The organism is Colwellia sp. KS18-150 (assembly GCF_057551365.1).
On record NZ_BAAJMC010000003.1, the window covers coordinates 13691 to 26968 of the forward strand.

12 protein-coding genes are annotated in these 13278 nt (G+C 38.5%); 4 read left to right on the forward strand and 8 right to left on the reverse strand.

Annotated features, from left to right (window positions below):
• Positions 1 to 72: 72 nt before the first annotated feature.
• The 4 genes from flgC to AC27IF_RS05595 form a co-directional block, all read right to left on the reverse strand.
• The gene (flgC, locus tag AC27IF_RS05580) at positions 73 to 492 is read right to left on the reverse strand and encodes a flagellar basal body rod protein FlgC (RefSeq protein ID WP_487052788.1); all 420 of its coding nucleotides are present in this window, start codon (positions 490 to 492) and stop codon (positions 73 to 75) included.
• Positions 493 to 494: 2 nt separating this feature from the next.
• Positions 495 to 893 (reverse strand): flagellar basal body rod protein FlgB, encoded by a 399-nt coding sequence (gene flgB, locus AC27IF_RS05585; protein WP_487052789.1) that lies wholly within the window; start codon positions 891 to 893, stop codon positions 495 to 497.
• Between the two features lie 214 nt (positions 894 to 1107).
• Entirely contained in the window at positions 1108 to 1938 is an 831-nt protein-coding gene (locus AC27IF_RS05590; RefSeq protein ID WP_487052790.1) for a CheR family methyltransferase, read from the reverse strand.
• Positions 1939 to 1977: 39 nt separating this feature from the next.
• Entirely contained in the window at positions 1978 to 2907 is a 930-nt protein-coding gene (locus AC27IF_RS05595) for a chemotaxis protein (RefSeq protein ID WP_487052791.1), read from the reverse strand.
• Positions 2908 to 3183: 276 nt separating this feature from the next.
• Here AC27IF_RS05595 and flgA point away from each other — a divergent pair, with 276 nt between their 5' ends.
• From flgA to AC27IF_RS05610, 3 genes are all read left to right on the forward strand, one after another.
• Positions 3184 to 3876, forward strand: a complete 693-nt coding sequence (gene flgA / locus AC27IF_RS05600) for a flagellar basal body P-ring formation chaperone FlgA (RefSeq protein ID WP_487052792.1) — start codon at positions 3184 to 3186, stop codon at positions 3874 to 3876.
• A gap of 95 nt (positions 3877 to 3971) precedes the next feature.
• Positions 3972 to 4280: a flagellar biosynthesis anti-sigma factor FlgM gene (gene flgM, locus AC27IF_RS05605; RefSeq protein WP_487052793.1), complete on the forward strand. Its 309-nt coding sequence runs from the start codon at positions 3972 to 3974 to the stop codon at positions 4278 to 4280.
• Between the two features lie 107 nt (positions 4281 to 4387).
• Positions 4388 to 4819, forward strand: coding sequence for a flagella synthesis protein FlgN (locus tag AC27IF_RS05610; protein ID WP_487052794.1), 432 nt, complete (start codon positions 4388 to 4390; stop codon positions 4817 to 4819).
• Positions 4820 to 4866: 47 nt separating this feature from the next.
• Here AC27IF_RS05610 and AC27IF_RS05615 read toward each other — a convergent pair whose 3' ends face one another.
• Both AC27IF_RS05615 and AC27IF_RS05620 read right to left on the reverse strand, forming a co-directional pair.
• Entirely contained in the window at positions 4867 to 5367 is a 501-nt protein-coding gene (locus tag AC27IF_RS05615) for an LPP20 family lipoprotein (RefSeq protein ID WP_487052796.1), read from the reverse strand.
• A 12-nt stretch (positions 5368 to 5379) separates the two neighbouring features.
• Positions 5380 to 6024 (reverse strand): FlgO family outer membrane protein, encoded by a 645-nt coding sequence (locus AC27IF_RS05620; RefSeq protein WP_487052797.1) that lies wholly within the window; start codon positions 6022 to 6024, stop codon positions 5380 to 5382.
• Between the two features lie 243 nt (positions 6025 to 6267).
• Here AC27IF_RS05620 and AC27IF_RS05625 point away from each other — a divergent pair, with 243 nt between their 5' ends.
• A complete protein-coding gene (locus AC27IF_RS05625) occupies positions 6268 to 7443 on the forward strand; it encodes a flagella assembly protein FlgT (protein WP_487052799.1) in 1176 nt (391 codons plus the stop codon).
• Positions 7444 to 8078: 635 nt separating this feature from the next.
• Here AC27IF_RS05625 and AC27IF_RS05630 read toward each other — a convergent pair.
• Together AC27IF_RS05630 and AC27IF_RS05635 are read right to left on the reverse strand one after the other, a co-directional pair.
• Entirely contained in the window at positions 8079 to 12380 is a 4302-nt protein-coding gene (locus AC27IF_RS05630; RefSeq protein WP_487052801.1) for an Ig-like domain-containing protein, read from the reverse strand.
• 668 nt (positions 12381 to 13048) lie between these two features.
• Complete coding sequence (locus AC27IF_RS05635) at positions 13049 to 13186, reverse strand: hypothetical protein (RefSeq protein ID WP_487052803.1); 138 nt, start codon at positions 13184 to 13186, stop codon at positions 13049 to 13051.
• Between the last annotated feature and the right edge of the window lie 92 nt (positions 13187 to 13278).

Here is a 13278-nt window from a genome sequence, read left to right on the forward strand (position 1 = left end):
AGCTGCTAACTGAACATTAGTTTGATACGAACGTGATGCTAAGCACACTGATTCATATAGTTCATCTGTCAATTACTTTTGTCCTAGCTGGATAGTTCTGTTTAGCATGTTTTTCGCTGACTCAGCTAACTGCACATTCGTTTGGTATGAACGAGATGCTGAGATCATATTGGTCATTTCTTCAATAACGTTTACATTGGGCTTATAAATAAAGCCTTCGCCATCAGCCATTGGGTGGTCTGGTGCATACTCAACATTGAGGGGCTTATTGCTCTCAACAATACCGAGTACTTGCACACCGGCATTACCTTCTTGTCCTGCGGCAGCTTCTTGCATAGCAGCGGCAAATACTGGATGGCGTGCACGGTAGGTTTGGTCAATACTTGAACTAACACTATCCGCGTTGGCAATATTACTGGCTGTGGTGTTTAAGCGTGTTGATTGCGCGCTCATGCCACTACCTGTGATATTAAATACGTTAAATAGACTCATAATTACCTACCTCCGCTGATGACTTTTTGCAGCGCTTTTATTTTACCGTTTAGAAATTGCACACTTGCTTGATACTCTAATGAGTTTTCTAAATACAAGTTTCGTTCCACTTGTACATCAACCGTATTACCATCACCTGTATCTGGTTGATTAGGAGTGCGAAAATCTACGTTATTATTTAATTCGGTACGAACATCAAAATGTTTACTGTTCGTTCGGCTCATGCCGTTTTGTTGTTGCAAGGTGGCTTGTTGCATGGCTTTTTGAAAGTCCATACCTTTGGCTTTATATCCAGGCGTGTCAGAATTAGCTATATTATTTGCTAATACCTCTGCACGTTCAGCGCGTAGTTGCATGCCTTGCGCATGTAACTCAAACCCTTTATCGAAACCTATAGCCATAAGATGCCACCATTGAATAAACCTTAACATCAAGGTATTCAATATTTATGCCAGATAAAGTGTCAAAGAAGATATTTGAAGGTAGTTATTGGAGGAAGTTTGTTGTTAATTGCGTTAACTCAAGGAGTAGTTAACGCTTTATAAAATAAGCTCACACCAGTTTATGGCTAAGATAGCGCATAAATTGTCGTTGCTAAAAAACACAAAAATGAAGTTATTTTTTTTGATAAACAATGCCAGGATTACACCTAAGCATATTAAAATCATTACTTAAACCAGAGAGTGATTCAGACGCTCCTAAAAATAAATAACCCGCTTTATTTAAGGTGCCATGAATTTGACCAATGATTTGCGTTTTTATTTCTGGCGAGAAATAAATGAGTACATTACGACAAAATACAATATCGAATCGCCCCATCAAACTATAGCTATTTAAAAGATTGAGAGGCCTGAAGCTAACCATTTTTTTCACTTCATCCTTAACCTTCAGCATGTCATTATCTCCTTGCTCAAAGAACTTATTTTTTCGCTCTTCTGATAAGCCTCTCGCTAACGCTAAAGAATCATAATGACCATACTTACAATGCTCTAGCATTGTGGTTGAAATATCAGTACCAATAACTTGCACACCTCGAGGAAAAGCTCCAGGATTTGCTTGTTGATATTCTAAGACTGACATTGCTATTGAATAAGGCTCTTGCCCTGAAGAGCTAGCCGCAGACCAAATTTTTACTGGTGTTCTTTGATCAGCAAAATCAGGTAACAGCTGTCTTTTGAGTAATTTAAAGGGATAATCATCACGAAACCAAAGTGTTTCATTAGTTGTCATCGCATCAATAACTGCCGCACGTAATTGTCGCTCTACAGGAGATAATGTACGGCTAACCAATTCACTTAATGACGCTATATCAAACTTATTCATCAGTGGTGCCAATCGACTTTTTACTAGGTACTGCTTATTTTCACCTAAGACGATGCCACATTGTTGCTCCAAAAATGTTCTAAATTGAAGGTAACTTCTATCGTCAAGTTGTCTTGCTGACACTATAAATTCTTCCCCTACACTATTCTTTTGATGGTGAATTTACGCTTCATAATTTAACCATTTCTTCACAGCCGTTGCTAATTCATCCGGATGAAATTTAGGGATAAAGTCTTCTGCGCCAACTTTTGCGACCATGGCATTATTAAATACACCACTTAATGAGGTATGCAGTATTATCGGCATTTTTGCCATTCGTTCATTACCTTTAACTTCGGCAGTTAGGGTATAGCCATCCATTTCAGGCATTTCAATATCTGACACCATTAGGGCAACTTTTTCAGTAATGCTATTTTCGCAAGTTGCTTCAATAGCCATAAGCTGCTCTAAGGCATCTTGGCCATTTTTCGCTAATGCCATTTTAATACCTAATGGCTCTAGTGCTCTCTTCACTTGGTTTCGAGCAACTGTTGAGTCATCAGCAATCATCACAATTCGCTCACCCAATTCAACGCCTACACCTTCATCAGCAACATCGTCGCTTAAATCAGTAGAAACTGGGTTTATCTCATTAAGAATTTTCTCAACATCTAAAATAGATACCATCTCGTTATCTATTTCAGTTACTGCCGTTAAATAACTAGACTTTCCTGCACCTTCAGGTGGTGGCATCATGTCCTTCCAACTGAGGGTAACGATACGTTCAACACCAGCTACTAAGAATCCTTGCACACTACGATTGTACTCTGCAATGATGATGAAAGAGTCTTTAGTTTGAGTAATTGCTGGCGCACCGATCGCTTTGCTTAAATCAATTACCGAGATAGTTTGCCCGCGAATATGAGCAACACCTTTTATAAAGGAGTCCTGCTTTGGTAAGGAGGTTAATCGAGGGCATTGTAAAACTTCTCTCACTTTAAAGACATTAATACCGAATCTCTGTCTACCCACTAATTTAAAAAGTAGTAACTCCAGTCTATTTTGTCCAACAAGCTGTGTTCGTTGGTTAACTGAATCTAATATACCTGCCATAAAAACCTCGTTTAAAATCAAAACTGCTTGCACTTCAACTTAAAAAGCATAAAGGCACAATTCTTGATTACTCTATTTAAGAGTCAATAATAAGTCGAAACGACTTGCCGATAGTGGCAATTAGCTTATCAAAAAGTCAAGTTATTACTAGATAAGTAATTAACAAGACTAGAATTATTAACTGCTTGTCACAATATTGACAGACTAACAACTATGCTGACTTAATTTAAGCATAGTCGAGTATTTGAATTTACCTAAAGATAAACAACAAAAACTATGCCTTATATAAAAGTTTTTTTATTTATATCGTACTTTATAGTACTAACACCTGCTTTTAGCTTTGCTAAGGCTTTTGACAGTGCATATCTTGAGACACTTGCTAAAGATTACCTTGAGAACAAAATAACACCACCACCCGGTGGAAAGTTAGCTATTAGCGTTAGTAAACTAGACTCAAGAATAATAATAAAACCCTGCCAACAAGCGCTTAAGGCAAATATACCTGAAAATCATAACGGTAGAAACGTAAATGTTAAAATAAGTTGCGATGATTCAACTCCTTGGAAAATATATATCCCAGCAAAAGTTGAAAAAACCTTTGCAGTTTTAGTGGCCACAACAATCATTGAAAAAGGTATGATCCTTTCTGAAAGCAATATCGCTATTCAATATTTATCGAGTAATAAAATACGAGGTAAAAAGCTTGCTGATAAAACTGCGGTATTAGGCAGTAAAGCAATAAAACGGATCGGTAAAGGCAGAGCAATCAGTAGAAAGAACGTTTGTTTAGTATGTAAAGGCGATACGGTAACGATTATTGCTAAGTCTGACAACTTTATGATTAAAACACGTGGCATTGCGATGAGTGATGGTAATATTAATCAGCAAATTAAAGTGAAGAACTCTCGCTCGGGGAATATTATCAACCCAAAAGTTAGCGCTATTAATCAAGTCACTATTCACCTATAATTTTATTAGTATTTAAATTTAAGTTTTGACCTTATTTGCCGATATAAAGTTAGTGAATAATTTTAGGATAAAATCTACTGCCGCAGGTTAATATTATGGCTATAAATATCAATAACTTGAACAATCAAGCTCAAGTTCACCAAAATAAGCAAACGCAAGTAAAGCAGCAAGCTGCTCAAACAGCTAACACTAATGCACCAGTAAACCAACCACGTGCAGACTCTGTTTCAATCACACCACAAGCAAAACAGCTAAGTGATTTACAAAAGAAAGCAAATGAAGCACCCGCGGTTGATCAGAAAAAAATTGATGAACTAAAGAAAGCAATTGCTTCCGGTGATTACAAAGTGGATCCACAAAAGCTTGCCGCAAGCATTGCTAAGTTTGAGTTTGATCTTATTTAATTGATTATCATTATAATGTTTGTTTGATTTTGACTGCTTTCATTTGATATCAATGAAGCACTAGGTGATAATTGTTATTAATATGATGTTTTTACAGGGTGTTTTACATGTCAGCTTCACCACAATCACTAGCATTACTTGCTAAGCAATTTACACAACTTCAAGCACTTGAAAAAATTATTCATGACGAAAAAGAAATACTACAACAACATCAACCTGATAAGTTAATTGCAATTAGTGAACAGAAAAATCAGTTACTTATTAACATTCAGCAGTTAGATCAAGAGATTTCAGTTAACCAGCAATTTGCGCAAGATAAAGCGGCAAATTTATTAACACAAGAATTAGCAGATATTGAGTCATTATTGCTGCAATGCCAGCAAAAAAACCTCGTCAACGGACAAATCATTAATCAATCGCAGCTTTCAGTTGAGCGTATGAAAACATCCTTGTTAGAAAGCCATAATAAAACCTCTATTACTTACGACAGTAAAGGTAAGAAAAGCGGTGGTTTATCTAGTATTGGTATTAAAGCGTAATAGAAAAGCCTTTTTGAAAAGCATAATATTATTGGTTTATGCTTTCGTTAAAAATATTGTACATCCTTGATTTCTTTTCGGTTTAAACTCGCCTGATAAATATCAAAAACATCTTTAAAGTCTAATTGCAGTTCAGTGGTATATGTGTCGCCTACTGGGTAGCTTTTTACCACTTTTGCCCCTCTAATCAATCCTTGCACTGAAGCAGCCAACTGTTGGTTTTCAATGATCATGTCTGCCATGGTCGTTTTACTACTCACCTGTTGGCCATAAACCTGTTCAGCCAATTCTGCGTAGGCGGCAATTTTTGACGCTTTAATGGCCATCAGCATCCGCTGAGTTTCATGTTCAGAATTTTGTAGGCTAATAGGTGCATAACCAATACCACGAATAATGGGAAATGCTTCAGGCTCGACAACTTGCCATTGAACATGCTTATCATACATAGTTGAGCAGGCTGAAATACCGATTAGCCCAACAGTCAATAATAAGACTCTAATCAATGCGCTTTTCACTTGGGTTACTAACATCATCTGTTTACTTAACATAGTGACACCTAATTAATTTTGTATCTCAACCGCTCTTTGATTTTCAATTAGCATGGCGTTGCTTCGAATGATCATACCGTCTTTCATTTTGACATTTTCACTGTGGCTTTTCTCTTCACCTAACACCCATGAAGGAATAAATGATTGCGCTGTTGCTACCACCACTCGAGATTGAATACCTATCATTCGGGCATTGATCAAGATGCCATTTTCCTGCTCCATCATAGTACCAGCTACAACGTAGTCAATAATCTGACGTTCAGGCAACTCTTTCCAGTCTCGACTGAATATATAGTCACCTTCTTTAGTAACACGTATATGCCCTGTTGTTTTAAAGTCAATGACAACTAAACCATGACGTTGTAATTCATGAACAAAATTCTCTGCTAACTGATTTCCCAGCCAATTAGTTGATTCTAAATCTTTTAAATTAACAAAAGAAGCAACAGCAACAGGGGTTTTAGCGTTGACGAAGGCACTACTGTCTAGCATCTGATAAGCTAAACCTTTAACCACATCATTAATGGCATGCTTTGGTAAGTTGTAACTATCAATTTCACCTTTATCAACTTGTGCTGACTTATAAAAGTCATCTTCTTGTGTAATACCACAAGAGAGTAATGTTGGTAAAAGTAATGGTATAAGCCACTTTTTCATGGTGATCCCCTTTAAAAAGTCAGCGCTGTTAAATATTTTGGCTTTAGCGCGTTAACTGGCAACTTTATTTAAATGCCGCTATGCCAAATAGTATGCACATATCAAGCCAAAAGATTAACATCAAATACTTAGTGATAAAGAGAGGGAATAACAGGCATACATAATGCATGTTAGCTTTTGCATTCACTCAATTATTATTAAGTGAACATAGCAAGTATACTACTTACTCTACTGGAAAATTATATGCGCAACCTAATATTATCGTTGACTTTATTCATCAGCTCAAGTCTAGTCACTTTTATCAGCCAAGCACAATGGTATGAGGCGCAAGGACATGCAAGCTTAGAGAAGAACTCATTAGAAATAGCCCGCACAAAAGCAACAGAAAATGCTTTAAAGAAAGCGCTACTTGTAGCAGGGGCAACCGTTTCTAGTGTGCAGCAAGTTGTTAATGGCCTATTAACCCAAGACCAAATTAGTATTCGCGCCAGTGGTAGTGTTAACTCTATTGAATTAGTGGATGAACTACATAGCGAAAACACGCTAAGCGTGACTATACGGGCTGATATTTTTCCACAAGAAAAAAAGTGTTTTGCCTTAGATTTCAAAAAATCAATATTACTGACCCAAAGCCATTTATTGCATAGAGAGCAAGCTAATATTGGTAAAATTTACCCCATTAATGTCACGTTAGTTAAACAATTAGATAAACGTATTCGTGCACAAAGTAGCTTCGCTAACACCAAGTTATTATTAAAAAATTCCACGGCTTTTTCTCGGTATAATCGAAGTTTTCAAGAAGAAGAAATAAAGCACCTTGTTATTTCACTTGCTGAAAATACTGATAGCCAATATGTGCTATTTAATGAAATCAATGATCTTTCTCTAACACAAGAGCGAAGCAACAGTTGGAAGATATGGCAACAAGGTACTTATCCTAGAAATTTCGATTACACATTATATTTATATAATGGCATTAGCGGTGAACTAGTGTGGCAGCAAAATTATCAAGACTCTGCGGTTTGGGACTTTAATAAGCGTGAAGAAATAGATGTAAACAGCAGTCTGTTTTGGCAAAGTGATTACGGAAATATGATCAGTGCGCTCATTGATAAAACTGTCTCTGACATTGATGAAAATATAATGTGCGAGCCTAGTGAAGGGAAAATAATCAAGGTCAACGGTAATCAAGTTGTAATCAATTTAGGCCGCCGACACGGTGTAAAAGTTGGTGATGAATTTACCCTATTACATTTAAGTAATTTCACCAGTGATAATGGTCGACATTATGCAAGCTACAATATCAGTCCATTTAAGGTTAAAGTGAATCAGGTCACTAACCAAAGTGCTACGGCTATCACTATTGATAACAACTTATTAGGTAATATTCAGCTCAATGATTTAGCGGTTAGGTTTTAAAGTCGACAAACAAAATAATACTTAACAAATATTTTGCAAAAACCTACAATAGTTACACTGTCCTCATAGTTTAAGTGGATAGAATGCCCCTACAATTATCACTAGTGGGCAGTAAGTACAAAGTAATATCAAAGCATGTAACATAACCTAATACAGATGAATAGTTGCCTGCTTAGTTAACTTGAATGGTCTATTAGCTCAGCTGGATAGAGCATCCGCCTCCTATTAATTTGGGCCTCATTTACGAAAGTTTTTGAGTGTAAGATGTCAAATTCGGGGAAACCTTTCAGGTCATGCTGATGGCAATCCCGAGCCAAGCCTTATGCAAATAAGGAAGGTGTAGAGACTAGACGGCATCCACCTAACGCTTATAGTTATGGTGAAGGGATAGTCCAGCGCACAAAGCCTATGGGTGGCAGTGAAAACTGTAGTGTGATGAAGCGGAAGGTCGCAGGTTCGAATCCCGCATGGACCGCCATTTTTTAAAGATCAGCCAATACCAGCCATTTTGTTGGCTCACTTCTCTGCCCTTTTACTCATATCACAGGGCTTAGTACAGGCCCTGCGGTTATTTTTGAACAAAAAAAAGGGCCTCTTCAGAGACCCTTAAACTCAGTACGACAAAGTATTAAGCATTAGTGACCTAATTCAAGCATCCCCCATACTTCAAGATTATTTACCGTCACAACTGCATCACCATTTGAGTTAGTCGAAACGTTAAGGTTAGTGCTGGTGCCGTCAGGCAAGTGCAAGGTGGCAGAGCTAACCGCTTGTGGGAAGTAGCTCGCAGGTATCGCAACATCAACACCGTTCAGTGTTGGCGTTACGCCGCCAGCAAACGGACGATTTACTAAATGCACAACATACGGCGCATTGGCATTAGTCTCATGAATACGAGATACCGCAGTTACTGTCTCATTAGACACAGCGCCATTGATACTTACATTAATCACTAAGCCATCAATAGTACCACGTTGACCAATATGTCTAACTTTACTCCCTTGCTGATCTAATACCGCTTGCTGCTCAGCAGTTAAGTACTGAAGATCACCGTCAAAGAAAATATGATCAAACTTATCAAAGTCTTCCGAGCGTGGAACCACAGGGTAACCCGCGTCACCAAACACTAACATATCAAAGTTAATATTATCTTCCGTCAGTAATTTCACACTAGATTGCACTTGATTACCGCCGTCAATAAAGCCTGCTTTCATTGATGAATACATAGCATGAACAAGCCCAACTTTCGCATAAGAGGTATAGTTATCAAAGAGTTGCTCATTCGCACGTACAAATTGGTAGATATCGCGATAATTATCAGCCCCCGGAGACCAAGTCCAAATATCACCACCTACCCATACATTAGCAGGAATAGAGAATAAACCACCATAAGCATAAGCCTGTGCTACCCAACCTCGACCAAAACGCGGAGCGTCTTGTATACGAAGTTCATCAAACTCCCAAGGGTAAGGTGCGTAAGCTAATGTTTTATCAATAGCTTGTGCGCCTTTTAAGTGAACCAAAATGTTTGTCGGTAACTCGGCAATAGTGGTTCTGGCGCCTAAGTTCAACTCACCAGATAAGAAGGTAATATTCTCGTTAAAGATATAACCACGTGATTCAAACAATTGCGTGCTTGCACCAATTTCAATATCTGGGCGTTGCTGACGAATATAAGTCAATACTTCACCAAACTTTTGATTCCATACATCACGGTTAAAATACAAGAAGTCTTCAAGCATGGGAATATTGCCTTCAACTCTATCTGCCCCGTTCGAGAATGAAGTATGGGTAACACCTGCATTTAACAAATGCTGTTTGTAATCAAAGGTATTGATATTATTAATACCCATGGCAGCAAGCGCAGAATTACTGTACTTTTTATTTAACCATATACGAAAATTCTCCATTGCATACGGAGAGAAGTCTCCACCAAAGGTACGCATATCGGTTGAACGAGTAGAGTTAGTTTGTGTATCAAACATCAACTTATCAGGGTTAGCCTTTAATAGCTGGTCAACCTGAGATTTCATAAATGGTACAAACGCAGGGCTATGATTACTTAACCAATTATTGTTAAAACCGTTATGGCTTAAATAGCCCATAAAGGTCATTCTTACATTACGATCGTCAAGTGTTTGAACATAGTGTGGTTGCGGGTTTGTGGTATATTCCGTGAACCAACCATAGCCCCAGTCAAACTCGCCACGTGCAGTATATTCAAAACCTTCGCTTTGGAATGTATCAACAACATTAACCGCCCAATCCATAATCACAGTGTCATCATAAAAATCATGCTCTGGTGGATGCCCCCAGAACGCGCCAGTAGCACCAAAGTCATCAAATCCCTCTAGCTCTCGATTTTGCGGATACGTGTACCATACATCAGATTTCAATACTTTATTCGCAACAGGGATATCAACAGGCGCTTTTAAAAATGGCAAGCCAGTTACAGGGCCTTCCACTTCTGCCACAAAGTGATCATCTGGATTATAAACCGGTAAAGGACGAACATTATTGTCGCTCACTTTGGTCATACGAATTAAATCACCACTCCATTGCCAGTCAGAGCCACCAATAGCTTCTACACGTACCTTATAATTACCGCTTGTTTCAACGACAAAGTCGCCACCGTAAAGTTCGACTTCTTCCGGACTTTCCCAACCTCCAGTGCTATCAAAATATCCCCAAGAAGCCGTCTCACCGTTTAAATCAATTCGAGCACCATAGCTACCGTCACTGCCTGTTGCCACGGTGATAAACGAACGATACGTACCCGCTTCAAAATAAATATTATGGTATTCACCATAATCTCCATTCGTGACCCAGCTAACATTTGTAGCGCCAGTTTCAGCAACAAAACCATCATTAGGATCACTGGCTACACGACCTGTAGTACCAGTAACATCGAAATCTTCTAGTTGGATTATAATGCCACCTGGTGGTGGAAGTATCGGGTCAACAATTACATTGCCAGCCGACTTAAAGATATTGCTACTTAGTGTACTTGGGTGCACAAAGTTTGTACCACCACTCACATCAATACCAAAACCAATACCACTCACGGCACCGCTACCGCCGTCGGCATTACCAAGCCTTAACTCGAAATCATGCCAACCAGCAGAAAGGTTTAAATCTGATGTTTGTGACGCATTTTCCCAACTGTCATTTGACAGCACTAACACGTTATCAATGTACAAACGTACACTGTCATCAATATTCTCATAGAATGAAATATGACCATCCGCGTCATAAATTTGTCCTCTAAAAACCTCGGTAGAGTTTGCTCTAATAGCATCGTCGGTTTCTAGTAAGTCTGTAGTCACTAAATAATTAGGAGAATCAGCGATATAACCTGCATTACCTATAAAATTAGTTGCACCATCAACACGTCCCCAAAGTAAGCCATCACCATCATGAGGAAAACTCCCCTCTGGTGGGTCAACAGGGCCGCCGCCATTGTCAGCTTCAACTGTTACGCTAGTTTGTGCACTAAAGTTACCATCATTAGTGTTTACGGTTATGGTTGCTTGACCGGCACTCACTGCAGTGATGCTACCACTCGCATTAACAGTGGCCACTAAAGCATTGTTAGTAGAATATGACACAGCAGTGTTAGTTGCATCTATCGGGGCTACTGTTGCAGTGATAGTTTGTGACTGACCAATTGTGAGCGTAGTACTGGTTGGGTTAACACTTACTCCTGTCACCGCAATGTCATCCGCTAACACAGTAACATTGGTGGTTGCCATAAAGTTACCATCATTTGTACTTACCGTGATGATGGCTTGTCCAGCACTTACCGCATTGATACTACCATTAGCATTTACGGTTGCGATGGCACTATTACTTGATGAAAATGATACTCCTGCATCAGTGGCATTTGCAGGTAAAACTGTTGCTGTCGCTGTTTGTGACTGACCAATATTCAAACTAGTATTGGCAGGTGATAGGGATACACCAGTAACAGAAACATCTGAGCCAGAGCCAGTATCACTTGATTCATATACAAAGGTTAACGTATCGCCATTCCATTGCCATGCAGCACTACCATGGCTTTTCAATCGTACGCTATAAGTACCAGCACTTGGAATGACAATGTTACCATTTAAATTAAAATCGTCGTAATTATCCCAGCCTCCTGTTGCACTAAGGTATGAACTGGCAACAGAATAACTATCGATAATAATTTCAGCGCCTATTTGGCCATTAACCGGAGAGCCTGCAGCCAATGTAGCACTATAAGTGCCAGCCTCTGTAAACGTTACCTCATAATCGGCATAATCACCTGAGGTATTGAAATTAATACCACTACCAGTGGTATTAAAACCCAACACGGTATCACCAGCAACAGCCGCGCCGTCTTTATTGGTGGAAATGAAGTTCTCAAGGTTTACCACTAGGTTTTCCACCGGTTCATCAGGGTTGCCGTTATCAGGCTCAGTACCACCGGTTAGAGAAAAAGACTCTAAATTCCACTGCCAATTGGGGCCAACAGCAAGTAAACGAATCGTTGAATTCCCCTCAGGTAGTGTTACCGTGTGCGTTGCAGTCAATGGCTGGAAGTCATCCCAATCAGTTAATGGCACAATCACTGACCCTTGGCTTTCAAATGTATCGCCACTATTAACGAGTACCTCGATACCAGGATTAGCGGAAACAGCAGTACCCACAAGGTATTCGATAGAATATTCCCCCCCTATAGCGGTGACATCATAGTCAACATAGTCACCCACGTTTACCCAATTAATGGCTTGTTCACCGTTAACTGAATAAATAGTGACAGGGTTTTGTTGACCATCATTGAAAGTACCACCTAAGTTACTAAAAGACTCAGCTTGTATTGTGAGTGTTTCTTCAGCATATGCTTGTGTAGCAAAGGCTGACAATGAAATGACAACCCCTATACTCAGCATTGTTCTAGTTGTTTTATACATTTAAATTTCCTATTTTATTTTTATTTTTATTTTCAATACAGCGGCCAATTAGACATCACTTTAGCCATCATAATGATGAATTACGCAATAAAGTTAAGTTAATCAATGCTATATCATCCATACCACTTTGATGCTGAAATTTCATACAGCAATCGTATTAAAAACTAGCACAATATTGTTTATTGTTCAAAGTGCATTGTTAACAATTTCATATAAGAATGATTATTTAAAAGGTTAAAGGATAAATAAAAACCACTATTTAGTAACGGCTATACAGCCACTCTACTTAATTTAATTATATAAGATCTCTTTACTGACTTACGGTACAGCAATAAATTACATGCATAATGTTTTGAACTGGGGTTAGAGCTTCTTAACTAAACAGAGAGAGAATTAATAATTTTCTTAATCTATTTGAATCTCACGATAACCATCAAATTTTGGTTAATCACAAAATGAATAGGGGCAAGTATGGCGTATATTTGATTATCGCAGCATAACGGTATGAAAATACTAACCGGATTATTTGATTTCGCAAAGAAAAAAGCCTCAACCACACATAAATGCATAGTTGAGGCTTAAATTTCCATTTGTAATTATGATCTTACCCTAAGGTATACAATACATTATCAAAGCGCACAGCATTCAAACACACTGTAGTTCGATCATTATTTTTCTGATTGCACTGTTTTTACTTCCATGTCATCAGCTATTGAGGTGTTACTCAATATTGCTGATACGGCCATAACTAGCACTGCCAGAATAACCGTCGTCAGCTTTAATCCCCTAGAGGATGACTTATTCATGATTTACCTTATTATAATGCTTGGTTGTTAGAATATGTGTGCCCTAAAACTAGTTGGGCAAATGTACAACCTGATTAAAAACTAAACTATTT